The 12,563-nt window shown below is 31.7% G+C and carries 17 protein-coding genes and 1 pseudogene; 9 read left to right on the forward strand and 9 right to left on the reverse strand.

The features are described from left to right. Nucleotides 1-3: 3 nt before the first annotated feature. Nucleotides 4-594, reverse strand: a complete 591-nt coding sequence (locus tag B4G36_RS09715) for a SprT-like domain-containing protein (protein WP_291063668.1) — start codon at nucleotides 592-594, stop codon at nucleotides 4-6. Nucleotides 595-647: 53 nt separating this feature from the next. Here B4G36_RS09715 and B4G36_RS09720 point away from each other — a divergent pair, with 53 nt between their 5' ends. From B4G36_RS09720 to B4G36_RS09745, 6 genes are all read left to right on the forward strand, one after another. Then, the gene (locus B4G36_RS09720; protein ID WP_171622564.1) at nucleotides 648-1,394 is read left to right on the forward strand and encodes an MlaE family ABC transporter permease; all 747 of its coding nucleotides are present in this window, start codon (nucleotides 648-650) and stop codon (nucleotides 1,392-1,394) included. Next, complete coding sequence (locus tag B4G36_RS09725) at nucleotides 1,394-2,161, forward strand: ABC transporter ATP-binding protein (protein WP_291063670.1); 768 nt, start codon at nucleotides 1,394-1,396, stop codon at nucleotides 2,159-2,161. The genes B4G36_RS09720 and B4G36_RS09725 overlap by 1 nt, the downstream gene beginning before the upstream one ends. Before the next feature lie 18 nt (nucleotides 2,162-2,179). After that, nucleotides 2,180-2,794, forward strand: a complete 615-nt coding sequence (locus tag B4G36_RS09730) for a porin family protein (protein WP_291063672.1) — start codon at nucleotides 2,180-2,182, stop codon at nucleotides 2,792-2,794. 74 nt (nucleotides 2,795-2,868) lie between these two features. Continuing rightward, entirely contained in the window at nucleotides 2,869-3,576 is a 708-nt protein-coding gene (locus B4G36_RS09735; protein WP_125349548.1) for a tetratricopeptide repeat protein, read from the forward strand. Nucleotides 3,577-3,690: 114 nt separating this feature from the next. Then, on the forward strand, nucleotides 3,691-4,188 hold the full coding sequence (gene ribH / locus B4G36_RS09740; protein ID WP_125349547.1) for a 6,7-dimethyl-8-ribityllumazine synthase: 498 nt from the start codon (nucleotides 3,691-3,693) through the stop codon (nucleotides 4,186-4,188). Between the two features lie 30 nt (nucleotides 4,189-4,218). After that, nucleotides 4,219-4,959, forward strand: coding sequence for an acyl-[acyl-carrier-protein] thioesterase (locus B4G36_RS09745; protein WP_291063674.1), 741 nt, complete (start codon nucleotides 4,219-4,221; stop codon nucleotides 4,957-4,959). 99 nt (nucleotides 4,960-5,058) lie between these two features. On the opposite strand, the gene B4G36_RS09750 is transcribed toward B4G36_RS09745, so the two are convergent. Both B4G36_RS09750 and B4G36_RS09755 read right to left on the reverse strand, forming a co-directional pair. Beyond that, nucleotides 5,059-5,523 (reverse strand): copper resistance protein NlpE, encoded by a 465-nt coding sequence (locus tag B4G36_RS09750; protein ID WP_171622569.1) that lies wholly within the window; start codon nucleotides 5,521-5,523, stop codon nucleotides 5,059-5,061. Between the two features lie 100 nt (nucleotides 5,524-5,623). Beyond that, nucleotides 5,624-6,040: a nucleoside-diphosphate kinase gene (locus tag B4G36_RS09755; protein ID WP_038330990.1), complete on the reverse strand. Its 417-nt coding sequence runs from the start codon at nucleotides 6,038-6,040 to the stop codon at nucleotides 5,624-5,626. A 174-nt stretch (nucleotides 6,041-6,214) separates the two neighbouring features. Between B4G36_RS09755 and B4G36_RS09760 the strand changes: the two genes are divergently transcribed. Next, a complete protein-coding gene (locus B4G36_RS09760; RefSeq protein ID WP_291063677.1) occupies nucleotides 6,215-6,742 on the forward strand; it encodes a hypothetical protein in 528 nt (175 codons plus the stop codon). An 84-nt stretch (nucleotides 6,743-6,826) separates the two neighbouring features. Here B4G36_RS09760 and B4G36_RS09765 read toward each other — a convergent pair whose 3' ends face one another. The 5 genes from B4G36_RS09765 to alaS all read right to left on the reverse strand — a co-directional run bounded on the left by B4G36_RS09765 (nucleotide 6,827) and on the right by alaS (nucleotide 10,872). After that, nucleotides 6,827-7,195, reverse strand: a complete 369-nt coding sequence (locus B4G36_RS09765; protein ID WP_291063679.1) for a DUF805 domain-containing protein — start codon at nucleotides 7,193-7,195, stop codon at nucleotides 6,827-6,829. A 53-nt stretch (nucleotides 7,196-7,248) separates the two neighbouring features. Next, complete coding sequence (locus tag B4G36_RS09770) at nucleotides 7,249-7,527, reverse strand: EamA family transporter (RefSeq protein ID WP_291063681.1); 279 nt, start codon at nucleotides 7,525-7,527, stop codon at nucleotides 7,249-7,251. Nucleotides 7,528-7,796: 269 nt separating this feature from the next. After that, nucleotides 7,797-7,934: a hypothetical protein gene (locus B4G36_RS09775; protein ID WP_291063683.1), complete on the reverse strand. Its 138-nt coding sequence runs from the start codon at nucleotides 7,932-7,934 to the stop codon at nucleotides 7,797-7,799. A gap of 44 nt (nucleotides 7,935-7,978) precedes the next feature. Next, nucleotides 7,979-8,140 (reverse strand): EamA family transporter, encoded by a 162-nt coding sequence (locus B4G36_RS09780; protein WP_291063685.1) that lies wholly within the window; start codon nucleotides 8,138-8,140, stop codon nucleotides 7,979-7,981. A 122-nt stretch (nucleotides 8,141-8,262) separates the two neighbouring features. Continuing rightward, nucleotides 8,263-10,872 (reverse strand): alanine--tRNA ligase, encoded by a 2,610-nt coding sequence (gene alaS / locus B4G36_RS09785; protein ID WP_291047676.1) that lies wholly within the window; start codon nucleotides 10,870-10,872, stop codon nucleotides 8,263-8,265. A gap of 99 nt (nucleotides 10,873-10,971) precedes the next feature. Here alaS and B4G36_RS09790 point away from each other — a divergent pair, with 99 nt between their 5' ends. Beyond that, complete coding sequence (locus tag B4G36_RS09790) at nucleotides 10,972-11,922, forward strand: M23 family metallopeptidase (protein ID WP_038330999.1); 951 nt, start codon at nucleotides 10,972-10,974, stop codon at nucleotides 11,920-11,922. A gap of 9 nt (nucleotides 11,923-11,931) precedes the next feature. Continuing rightward, complete coding sequence (locus B4G36_RS09795) at nucleotides 11,932-12,300, forward strand: MerR family transcriptional regulator (RefSeq protein WP_038331000.1); 369 nt, start codon at nucleotides 11,932-11,934, stop codon at nucleotides 12,298-12,300. 15 nt (nucleotides 12,301-12,315) lie between these two features. Here the strand turns inward: B4G36_RS09795 and B4G36_RS09800 are convergent. Continuing rightward, nucleotides 12,316-12,563: pseudogene (locus B4G36_RS09800) on the reverse strand (hypothetical protein); the annotation flags it as partial.

Here is a 12,563-nt window from a genome sequence, read left to right on the forward strand (position 1 = left end):
CTTTTAAAGTTTATTTACAGTTGCAGTTGCGTTTATCAAATATTTTTTCTTGGTTTTCAACTCTAAACAAAGATACCTTAATTTTCGTTTAGATTCTTTTTTAAAGATTCTTTTTCCAATCGAAAATATTGAGCCATCCTCCAAATCTTCAAGATAAATTTGAGCAGGATTTTTATCATCTATAATATATTTTGAGATATTAACATCCGCTCCTAAGCTTGCCTTTGGATGTTTGGCATGATGAAGAATATACGGTTGCAATTCTTCGGGATAAACGTGAATAGATTCTAATAATAAATGCCCAAAAATGGTTTTCCATTCTTTTCCATGCGGATTTATTTTACGCGAATCAAACTGAACAAAAGTTTTGAGATGCGCCACTTCATGTGTAAAAACAAAAAAGAAAGCATACTGATTTAAGTCGCCATTCACTGTAATTTGATGACGATTATTTTCGACCAATTTGCGATAATCTCCCAACTTAGTTTCACGTCTTCTTGTAATTTTTAACGTTATAAAATGATTTTCTAACCACTTTTTTACATACAAGTCTGCATTATGAGGGAGATAAGAAGTTAAATGTTCTAAATTCACATTGTGCAAGATAAATAAAAAGCCTTTCCAATAAAAATATTAATTTTGTCGTAATGAAACTAATCGAAAATTTAGGGTCATACTTTATGCTTATGGGTAAAGTATTTAGCAAGCCTCAAAAACTGAGCGTTTTCTGGAAATTGACCGTTAGAGAAATATATGATTTAGGTGTCAACTCTTTGGGAATTGTAACCTTTATCTCAACATTTATGGGTGCAGTTGTAGCAATACAAATGGCACAAAACTTTCAGGGAGCTTCTATTCCTGTTCCAGATGCTTACATTGGTTATGCGACCAAAGTGGTTTTGGTATTAGAGTTTGCTCCAACCATTATGTCGCTAATTTTAGTTGGTAAAGTAGGTTCGTACATCGCTTCGAGTATCGGAACCATGCGTGTTACCGAACAAATTGATGCGTTAGATGTAATGGGGATTAATTCTGCAAACTTCTTGATTTTACCAAAAATTATAGCCTGTGTTTTTTTCAATCCTTTATTGGTTATGATTTCTATCGGATTTGGATTATTAGGAGGTTACTACATTGGTGTTTTTACAAAACTATGGTCAGCGGCCGATTTTATTACAGGTTTACAAATGAATATGGCAACAAAATTGTTTGTCTATACATTTCTTAAAACAATGGTATTCGCGTTTGTTATCGCAACAATTCCGGCATATTATGGTTATAAAGTTAAAGGTGGTTCATTAGAAGTTGGTCGTTCTGCAACAACAGCTGTTGTATGGACATCAGTAGCAATTATTGTGATCAATTTAATATTAACACAAACAATTTTGAGCTAATGATTGAAGTAAAAGATATCAGAAAATCATTTGATGCAGTAGAAGTACTGAAAGGTTTTTCTGTCACTTTCGAGAAAGGAAAAGTTAGTTTAATTATTGGTCAAAGTGGTTCTGGAAAAACAGTTTTCTTGAAAAATTTGATTGGATTATTAACGCCAACTTCAGGTCAAATTTTGTACGAAGGAGATAATATGATCGAGTTTGATTACAAAGAAAAACAACGTTTACGTTCAGAAATTGGAGTAGTTTTCCAAGGTTCGGCTTTGTATGATACGATGAATATTGTCGAAAATGTAAAATTTCCATTGCAAATGTTTTCGGACATGTCAAATGCTGGTGCTGAAAAACGTGCTCGTGAAGTGTTAGATCGTGTCGAAATATCTCGTACAGCGCTTAAAAAATATCCGTCAGAAATATCAGGAGGAATGCAAAAACGTGTGGCGATTGCGCGCGCGATTGTAAATAATCCAAAATATTTGTTTGCTGATGAACCAAACTCTGGTCTTGACCCGAAAACGGCGTTAGTTATCGACCAATTAATTTATGATATCACAAAAGAATACAACACAACAACCGTTGTAAATACACACGATATGAACTCGGTAATGGAAATTGGAGATCATATTGTTTTCCTAAAAAATGGTTTCTTGGAATGGGAAGGGACAAAAGAGGAGATTTTGGTGGCTGATAATCCAAATGTAATTGATTTTGTATATTCGTCGAATCTTTTCAAGAAACTAAGAGAAGCCTTATTAAAAGAACAATAATAAATCAATAAAAATTCTATGAAAAAGTTAATTTTAACTGCAATTGTAGGTTTAGCTGCAAATTTTGCAACAGCACAAAATATCGATTTTGGTATCAAAGGTGGAGCTGTTTTCAATACAGATAAAGGAAAAGTTTGGCAAGATGCTGGAAATATTTTCAAGAGAGATGGAAAAGCTTCTGCTGGATTTCAAGCGGGTGCTTTAGCGCGTGTTTCTTTAGCAGGAATTTACATTCAGCCAGAATTATTATATACTCAGTTCAAAAATGAATATAATGTATTAGATAAAAATGATAAACCTCAAGATATTGGTATTACAAAGAAACGTTTAGATATTCCTGTAAATGTTGGAAAAAGATTTCTAGGAATCGGACACGTTCAAGCAGGACCAGTTTTCTCATACTATTTTGATGATAAATTATCTGTAAAAGATTTTACAACTGCAAAACAAGATGAATTTAATGTCGGAATGCAAATTGGTGCAGGTGTAGAAGTTTCTAAATTATTATTCGATTTACGTTACGAATTTGGTTTAGGAAAAGTTGGATCTGACATTTTGAACGGATCAAATGGACAATATAGAACAGAAAATCGTCCGCAAATGTTAAACTTATCAGTAGCATATTTATTCTAAAAGGTTGTTTGTAAATAAATTTATTGGATATATTTGTTCCAAATTGTATTTTTGCAACCTCGTAAATTATTAAAATGGCAAAAAATAATAAAAAAGAAGAATTCGCTACAGAGCAATTCGTAGAAAAATTAGATAGAACAGCTTTCAACGTAGAGTTTTTTGTTGAAAAATATGCTAAAGCAATTGGTATTGGTTTAGGAGTAATTATTGTAGCTGTTTTAGGTTATTTTGCTTACTTAAAATTAGTCGTAGAACCTAAATCAGAAGACGCTTTCAAAGAAATGGTTCAAGCAGAACGTCTTTTTGATCAAGATTCTATTAACGTTGCTCTTAATGGTAGCGCAGGAAGTTTCCAAGGTTTACAACAAATTGTTGATGAATATGGAAATACTGATGCTGGTAATTTAGCACGTTTCAAAGCGGCAAGTTCTTATTATAAATTAGGAGATTACGCATCTGCGGTAAAATTATTAGAAGATTTTGATACAGATGACAATGTGATGTTAGCGCAAAAATATGGTATGTTAGGAAACGCATTAGTTGCTTCTAACAAATTAGAAGAAGGTTTACCTTACTATGTAAAAGCTGCTGAAGCGACAGAAGTTGAAACTTTACAATCAACTTATTACACAAAAGCAGGTGAAATTGCAATGGAATTAGGTAAAAATGCTGATGCTTTAAAATATTTTCAAGCTTTAGAGGATAAATATCCAAATGCAAATAATGGTGAAACTGCGAAGTTTATTGAGCGTTTAAAATACGCTTCTGAAACTGCGAAATAATTCACTTCAAAAGATAATTACAAGCCGAACAAATTGTTCGGCTTTTTTTATTGATTCAAATCAAAGTTTATCCTAAATCATTTTTGTAATTTTACCATTCAAATTTTAAACAAAATGGCAACAGAAAATAAAAATTTATCTCAATATAATAAAGCAGAATTACCAAATGTAGCGGGCTCTAAGTTTGCAATCATTACATCTGAATGGAATAATCATATCACATTTAATTTGCGAGATGGAGCAAAAGATACATTGATTGATTTGGGCGCAAATCCTGATGATGTTACTTTATATGAAGTTCCTGGTAGTTTTGAGTTGATTTATGGAGCTGATAAAGTTGCGCAAACTCATCCAGATTTGGACGGAATTATCGTTGTTGGATGTGTGATTCGTGGAGCAACAGCGCATTTTGATTATGTTTGTCAAGGTGTGACGCAAGGTGTAAAAGATTTGAATATCAAACACAATATGCCAATTATTTTTTGTGTTTTAACAGACGAAAATGAACAGCAATCAATTGATCGTTCTGGTGGAAAACATGGAAATAAAGGAGTTGAAGCTGGTGTAGCTGCGGTTATGATGGCGGATATGAAAAAGAAATTAGGAAAATAATTTTAGAATGATAGATTCAAAACTTTATCGATGCCAATAGCAGAAGATTTTAAATCAATTTATACGAAAAATTGGGAGATTTACTTTTCTCAATGTGATCCGACAGGTAAGATGAAATTGTCTGAAATGGCAAATCTTTTTCAATTAACTGCTTCAGAACACGCGATAAAAGGAGGTTTAGGTTTCTTTGATTTACAAGAATTTAATCAATCTTGGGTAATGAATCGACTTCGAATTGAGATTGATGAATTACCTTCTTGGACAGATTTTGTTGACGTGAAAACATGGATTGAAGTTTTGAAAGGTGCAAAATCTATTCGTGATTTTACAATCGAGAAAAATGGAAAAAAATTAATTGGAGCTTCAAGTTTGTGGGCGGTTTTCAATACAGAAAAACGTCGTCCTGATATTCTTCAACTTGATTCATCTCACATTGAACGTTTTCCTGATCTGAAACCAACTGAAATTGAGAATTCGATTTTGAACATTGATTTTGAACCAACGGAAGTTGTTCAATATAAAGTTCAGTTTTCTGATTTAGATATCGTAAAACACGCAAATAATACCAAATATTTGGATTGGTGCTTGAATACTGTTGATCCTGAAATTATATTAAAACATCGTATCAAAGCGATTGATATGAATTTCTTGAAAGAATTAAGTTTACATGACAAAATAGAAATTCAGAAATTAGAAACTGAACATTTAATTCAGTTTAAAATTGTTAATCAAGAAAAAGTAAACTTCGTTTGTCGATTGGAGTTGAGGTAAAGTTATTTGAAGAAATGTCATTCTGAATGTAGCATTAGCGCAATGAAAAATCTAAAATTATTACAATAAAAAAAGGTTTCATATCGAAACCTTTTTTATCTATTTTTCTTTTGTCAAAACAAATTTAGCAGAATCGGCCGACTCTATTTTCTTCTGATTTTTATTTAACTGAGTAATTTTTCCTTCTTCAACCAAAAAAGCATTCGGAACATTGGCAATTTCAGGAAAAACAATTGTATTTCCATCTTCTTTAAACTGAAAAGTTCCAGTTGTCATAATAGCCATTTTATCTAACCCCAAACGTTTTGTAGAATAGACATATCCTTTGTTTGGTAATAATTTTATTTCCATTTCAATCTCTTTGCAATCTTTCTCGTAACAAGGCAAAATTCCTTTGTATGTTCCTTCAAATTGAATAGAATTTTCTGCTGAAACATTTCCGATTTCAATTTCAACTTTATATTCTTTAGAATTTTCTTCGTCTTTTACTTTTTCTACTTTAGTTTTACAACTTGACACAACAAAAGCTGCGATTGTAAATGTGGCTAAAATTATTTTTTTCATTTTTTAGAATTTGATTTAAAGGTAAGTAAATTTTGAGCCAAAAAAAATCCTTCCGAATATTTTCAGAAGGATTTGTATAATGTTTTGTAATCTTATTCGATTAGAAAATTTCTTTCGCAGCAAAGTGGAAAGCAGCTTCAATAGCAGCATTTTCGTCAGAATCAGAACCGTGAACAGCGTTAGCATCGATAGATTCAGCATATTTAGCACGGATTGTACCTTCTGCAGCCTCAGCTGGGTTAGTAGCACCGATTAAAGTACGGAAATCAGCAACTGCGTTATCTTTTTCTAAAACTGCAGCAACGATTGGTCCAGAAGTCATAAACTCAACTAAATCCTTGAAGAAAGGACGCTCTGCGTGGATAGCGTAAAATGCTTCAGCATCTTGTTTTGCTAATTGAGTCATTTTAGCTGCTTTGATTTTGAAACCAGCGTCAGTAATGTCTTTTAAAATATCTCCGATGTGTCCTTTTGCAACTGCATCAGGCTTAATCATTGTGAATGTAATGTTTGCCATTTTATTGAATTGTATTTATTACTTAATTTTTGAGGTGCAAAATTACAAAAATGATTCGAATGTTTTTGTTTTATAATTAAAATTTCTTGTTTTAATAAAAAGAGTTAATTATTATTCATTTAAGATTGTTTCAATTCGATAATATTTCTTATTTTTAAGAGAAATCTAAAACTTATGAATACAAATAATCTTTCCACATTTCATCATAAAACAAAACTCAAAAAGGTTGATGATAAATATTTTCTACCTTTCGAAATTTGGAATTATTTAGATTTTGGGCTGATGTTTGCACTTGTTTTATTCTTTATTTATGCATCAAGTGAAATCAATATTATTTTTATTTCAATGATTGTAATTTTTGGAATTCGAATAATAACGACAATTAAAGACAGATTTTTTGTAGAAATTAAAACATCAAAATCGTTGAGTGAGAATATTAATTTAATCAAAAAATTAGCGCAGCGTCAACATAATTTTACGCAATCATTGGACGAAGAAGGTTTGTTTCTTTTTGAATATTCGGAACGAAATATTTTTTATAAATACAATTACCGAAGAAGAGATTATATCGAAACAGTTGTGATTTATTGTGAAGACAATTCGATTTGGGTGAACTCTTTTAATCAACGTTATTTGGGAATTTTTAGACGACATAATCTAAAACAATGGATAAAATTAATCCAATTAAAAAGAGAGAATTAATCTCGCTTTTTAATTTTAATATCTTTCGATTAAATCGTTTCCTATTTCGTTGATAGAATCATCAGTTTCTTTTGGGTTTGGTCCCTATTGATTAGTCATTGGTTGAGTGACCATTAAAAAGAAGATTAATAAAACAATTTCACCACCAGGAATTAATGAAATTAACTGCAGCCATCCACTGTAACCAATATCATGTAAACGTCTTGCACTTACGGCGAGAGTGGGAATAATTAAAAGAATTTCAAAAATTAAAAAAAATACAAGAAAACTACCCATAAATGCGGGTGCGTATACATTATTACTAAAAACAATTGTCAGAATAATACAAGGAATTAATATAATAATTGGGATAATTAATTTGAAAAGCGAAAAATACCAAAATTCACTTCTACGAGCTCTTCCCGTGAAGTTTGCATAATTTTCTACCACTACTTTTTTGAACCAGTATAGCATAAGTAAGATTGATTTCTTTTAAAAATATTAAGATAAATTTTATTACGTAACTCTTAATCTGCTTTTAAACGTTTAGTTTTGAACATTTCTGGCTTATAATTAATAATAAAAACACCAAGAATAATTAGAATAGTAGCGACGATAAACTTTGATGAAATTTGTTCGTCTAATATTAACCAACCCAAAATTATTGCAATAATCGTATTGAAATAAGAAAGAATAGAAACTTGTATTGGAGAAATTTTGTCAATGTATAATGAAATGAAAAAAACGTAATCACAGAACCAAAAACAGCTAAACAAAGCATGGCAGAAATACTTTTTGTACTCCAATTTTCGAAATTATAATTTTCTGTAAAAGCGAAAGCAAAAATAATTTAAACAATTCCAGCAAATATAAATTGGTAAAAAAGATTGAGAGAAATATTTTTGGATTGAATATTCATTTTTTTAATGAAAATAGTTCCTGTTGCCCAACCTGTAATTGCACAAAAAAGTAAAATAATTCCAGTTCTATATGCTAGATTTGCTAATTCTTGATTTCCCTACCAAAAAATAAATATTCCACCCCCAAAATAAAGTAAAACACCTAATAATCCACGCTAACTGAATTTTTGTAAGCCAATAAAAATACTTCCTAAAAAAACGAGAATAGGTGAGGTTGCACTAATTAATGCAGCTAAAATACTCGATAAGTTTTCTTCTGCAGCAGTAGTTAATCCATTTGCCATTATCAGCATTAATGAAGCGAGATAAGTTGATAAGAAAGGTTTTTCCAGACAATCTATTTTAATTCCTTTTTAGATAGTAAAATAATTAGCATAATTAGTCCTGCCAAAAATTGACGAATTTCAGCAACAAACCAACTAGGAATAGTTTCTACAGCTATACGAATTCCGAGGAAAGTTGTTCCCCAAACAATTGCAACTATACTAACGGCAATCAATAATTTGATCTCTTTCAGGATAAAAAAGTTAAAAGTGTTAATTCTAAAATAGAATTATAAAAATAAAAAAAAAAGCGACTTGATAAACCAAGTCGCTTTTAAAGTATTATAATAGAGATTTATTATTTAACAAAATCCTCTGCTTGTTTTAGTGCAGCATCTAATCCAGAAACCTCTTTACCACCTGCTGTAGCTAAGAAAGCTTGTCCACCACCGCCGCCATTGATGTGCTTCGCGATTTCTTTTACAATTTGTCCTGCGTTATAACCTTTTTCATCTACAAGGTTTTTTGCGATAGAAATTGTAATCGATGGTTTTACGGCATCATTCGTACCAACAACGATAAATGCATTTTCGATTTCTTTTGTTAAATCAATTGCATTTTGTTTTGCGGCATTTGTATCTAAATTCGTTTTAACCGCTAAGAAATTAACACCATTAATCTCTTTAATCGCAGCTTTCCAAGTCGCTTTCTCAGCAGCAGCTTGTTGCGCAACAAAAGACTCTAATTGCTTTTTCAATTCTGCATTTTCATCTAATAAATGTTGAACCGCTTTTACCGCATCATTTTTCGTTTTAAGTGCAGCTAAAACATCATTGTAATTTTTCTCAGCATCTTTGTATGCTTCGATTGCTTTGTTTGATGTAATTGCTTCGATACGACGAATACCAGCAGCAGTAGAAGATTCAGATAAAATTCTGAACAAACGAATATCTGCTGTGTTTTTTACGTGCGTACCACCACATAATTCGATTGAAGATCCGAAACGAATTACACGAACTTTATCACCATATTTTTCACCAAATAGAGCCATAGCTCCATCAGCAATAGCTTCGTTGATATCACAATCTCTTTTTTCGATTAATGGTAAAGCTTCTGCAATTTTATCGTTTACTTTTTGCTCAACAATAGCCAATTCTTCATCTGTCATTTTAGAGAAATGAGAAAAGTCAAAACGTAAATAATCGTCTCCAACATACGAACCTTTTTGTTCTACGTGCGTTCCTAAAACTTCGCGTAAAGCTTCGTGCATTAAGTGTGTTGCAGAGTGATTTTTAGTTGTCTCATTACGTTTTTCTGTGTCAACTTTCGCATTGAATGTAGCGTTTACATTTTCTGGTAAAGTTTCAACGAAATGAATTACTAAGTTATTTTCTTTTTTCGTGTCAACAACTTCAATTGTTTCATTCAAAGTAGAAATTGATCCTGTATCACCAATTTGTCCTCCAGATTCTGCATAGAATGGCGTTTGATTGAATACTAATTGGAAAAATTCTCCTTTTTTATTTTTTACTTTTCTGTAACGTGTAATTTTTACTTCAGCTTCTGTGTTATCATAAGCGATAGAGGTTTCGTTTCCTTTATCATCTAAAATAACCCAGTCATCCGTTAATAAAGCAGTTGCTTTTTTCGAACGTTCTTTTTGTTTCGCCATTTCAGCTTCAAAACCAGCTTCGTCAATTGTGAAACCGTGATCTTCTGCTACAATACGAGATAAATCTGCAGGGAAACCAAACGTGTCATATAATTCAAAAATCACATCACCAGGAACAATTTTAGAATCTCCTAATTGCTCAATGATTTGATTTAATCGATTTAATCCTTGTTCAATTGTACGTAAGAAAGATGCTTCTTCTTCACGAATAACGCCAGTTACAATTGTTTCTTGTTTTACTAATTCTGGGAAGAAATCGCCCATTTCAGCTTTCAAGATTGGATATAATTTATAGATAAAAGGCTCTTTAAGACCTAAGAAACGATATCCGTAAGAAATAGCACGACGTAAAATACGACGAATTACATATCCAGCTCCTGTGTTTGATGGTAATTGTCCGTCTGCAATTGCAAAAGAAACTGCACGTAAATGGTCAACTACAACACGAATCGCGATATCTGTTTTTTCTGCTGCGCCATATTTTACACCAGAAATTTCTTCTAATTTTTGAATTGTTGGTTGAAAAACATCTGTATCATAATTTGATGATTTTCCTTGTAAAACCATTGCTAAACGCTCAAATCCCATTCCTGTATCGATGTGTCGCGCTGGTAAAGATTCTAAAGAACCATCAGCTTTACGTTGGTATTGCATAAATACCAAGTTCCAAATTTCGATAACTTGTGGATGATCCATATTAACCAATGTTTTACCATCAACAGCTAAACGATCAGCTTCTGGACGAATATCAACATGAATTTCAGAACATGGTCCACATGGTCCGATATCACCCATTTCCCAGAAATTATCTTTTTTATTTCCGTAAAGAATTCTGTCTTCAGCAATATGTTGTTTCCAAAGTTCTAATGCTTCTTCATCTAATGATGTTCCGTCACCTTTATCACCTTCAAAAACTGTTACATAAATTTGATCTTTAGAGATTCCGTATTTTTCTGTTAGTAATTCCCACGCCCAAGCGATTGCTTCTTTTTTGAAATAATCACCAAAAGACCAGTTTCCTAACATTTCGAACATCGTGTGGTGGTAAGTATCTTTTCCTACATCATCCAAATCATTATGTTTACCAGAAACACGAAGACATTTTTGTGTATCCGCGATACGATTACTTTTTGGAGTTCCGTTTCCTAAAAAATATTCTTTGAATTGTGCCATCCCCGAATTATTGAACATTAATGTCGGATCGTCTTTCAAAACAATCGGCGCAGAGTCTACTATTAAGTGGCCTTTTGTCTCAAAAAAATGCAGAAATTCTTTTCTTATATCTTTGGATTTCATTTAATTAAATTATTTTTATCATTTGATTAACAAGTTTACTCGTACAATATTCGTTACTTTGCAAACGTTTTACAAAGATAATAAAAGGTTGGTTAAGTAATGGAAAATAAAAACTATAAGTATAATTCTGTGAAATTTTTAATGAGTTGGGCGAAGAAAAGAGTCCAAAAAACTCCTAAAACAGCATTATACGTATTACTATTTTTATGTCTATCGACAATATCTGCTGGAATGATTGGTTATCATTTTAATGATTCTGAATACGCATCGAGAGCAGGGAAATTCAAAGACGACAAAAGCAAATTATTGGCTGAGTTGGAAAGAATGGAAAATGAAAATCAGCAATTACATAAAAAATTCAAAGAAGTTGAAGAGGCTTTGACAGAAATCGAAGAAAAAGATCGCAATATTTATCGTACAATTTATGATATGCGTGTCAATGAAAATATCGATTCTGTAAACAAAGAAATTGATAATTATACAGCAGAAGATATCGAAAAATTGATTGATAAAATCGAAATTGAATCAAAATCGTTGGACGAAGTATTTCGTTCTGCTGGTGTAAAAGATGCCAATTTATCATCAATGCCAGTTCTAAAACCTGTTGCAGATAAATATGTAAGTAGATTAGCTTCTGGTTATGGATCTCGTTTTCACCCAATTTTGAAAGTGAATAAAATGCACAAAGGTTTAGATTTTGCAGCTTCTACAGGAACACCAATTTATGCAACTGGAGATGGTTCTGTAAAAGTTTCTGAATTTAATTCGGGTTACGGAAATATGGTGGTCTTGAAACACGGAAATGGTTACGAAAGTTTGTATGCTCACATGTCTCGTGCGAAAGTTCGTAGTGGACAAAAAGTGAAAAGAGGCGATGTAATTGGTTATGTTGGGACGACTGGATTGTCGACAGGAGCGCATTTGCATTACGAAATTCACAAGAATGGAGAACCTGTAGATCCAATTATGTATTTCTACAATGATGTAGATCCAGACGATTTCATTAAAATTTATCAAAACTCTAAAAAATTGTCATTATCTTTGGATTAAACGCTGATAATGAACGTAGACCTGCCTGATAAACTATATTACTCGATTGGCGAAGTCGCCAAAGCCTTTGATGTAAATGCATCGTTGATTCGATTTTGGGAGAAAGAATTTGAAATTATTCAACCCAAAAAGAACAAAAAAGGAAATCGATTATTTACCAAAAATGATATTGATTGTTTCAAGAATATCTATTATTTGGTCAAAATAAAAGGCTATACGTTAGAAGGTGCAAAACAAGCGATTGGTAAAAAAGGAATTGCGACAACAACAGATGAAATAGATGTTGTGAAGCGATTAGAAAATATAAAAGATGAACTCATCAAACTTAAAATGAGTTTTGAGTCGGAAGAAATTTTAGAAAAAGATGAACTGAATTAAGTTCATCTTTTTTGGTTATAAAACTTTTGTTTCAATAAATTTAAAGCCAATTGCAAGTATAAAACTTATAAGGATTAAAATCCAGTTTGGTTTTAGTTTAGTTTTTAATTCAAATAGTTTAGAAAAAATTTCAATCACTCTTTCTCGGTCAATAATTAAGATAACAAAGATCAAAACTTGATAAAAAATAGAAGAATTTAGCGCAACAATTTCATAGAAATAATCTTGTAGAATAATATTAACTAAACCCGTAGTGCATTTAG

Origin of the sequence: Empedobacter sp. UBA3239 (assembly GCF_002362875.1) — a bacterium.
Classification (GTDB): domain Bacteria; phylum Bacteroidota; class Bacteroidia; order Flavobacteriales; family Weeksellaceae; genus Empedobacter; species Empedobacter falsenii_B.

Coding starts and splice junctions, on each gene's coding strand:
- B4G36_RS09745 (WP_291063674.1), top strand. CDS start 4,219: ATGCCAATAGCAGAAGATTTTAAATCAATTTATACGAAAAATTGGGAG.
- alaS (WP_291047676.1), bottom strand. CDS start 10,872: ATGAAATCCAAAGATATAAGAAAAGAATTTCTGCATTTTTTTGAGACA.
- B4G36_RS09790 (WP_038330999.1), top strand. CDS start 10,972: ATGGAAAATAAAAACTATAAGTATAATTCTGTGAAATTTTTAATGAGT.
- B4G36_RS09765 (WP_291063679.1), bottom strand. CDS start 7,195: ATGCTATACTGGTTCAAAAAAGTAGTGGTAGAAAATTATGCAAACTTC.
- B4G36_RS09750 (WP_171622569.1), bottom strand. CDS start 5,523: ATGAAAAAAATAATTTTAGCCACATTTACAATCGCAGCTTTTGTTGTG.
- B4G36_RS09795 (WP_038331000.1), top strand. CDS start 11,932: ATGAACGTAGACCTGCCTGATAAACTATATTACTCGATTGGCGAAGTC.
- B4G36_RS09720 (WP_171622564.1), top strand. CDS start 648: ATGAAACTAATCGAAAATTTAGGGTCATACTTTATGCTTATGGGTAAA.
- B4G36_RS09775 (WP_291063683.1), bottom strand. CDS start 7,934: ATGCTGATAATGGCAAATGGATTAACTACTGCTGCAGAAGAAAACTTA.
- ribH (WP_125349547.1), top strand. CDS start 3,691: ATGGCAACAGAAAATAAAAATTTATCTCAATATAATAAAGCAGAATTA.
- B4G36_RS09730 (WP_291063672.1), top strand. CDS start 2,180: ATGAAAAAGTTAATTTTAACTGCAATTGTAGGTTTAGCTGCAAATTTT.
- B4G36_RS09755 (WP_038330990.1), bottom strand. CDS start 6,040: ATGGCAAACATTACATTCACAATGATTAAGCCTGATGCAGTTGCAAAA.
- B4G36_RS09725 (WP_291063670.1), top strand. CDS start 1,394: ATGATTGAAGTAAAAGATATCAGAAAATCATTTGATGCAGTAGAAGTA.
- B4G36_RS09735 (WP_125349548.1), top strand. CDS start 2,869: ATGGCAAAAAATAATAAAAAAGAAGAATTCGCTACAGAGCAATTCGTA.
- B4G36_RS09760 (WP_291063677.1), top strand. CDS start 6,215: ATGAATACAAATAATCTTTCCACATTTCATCATAAAACAAAACTCAAA.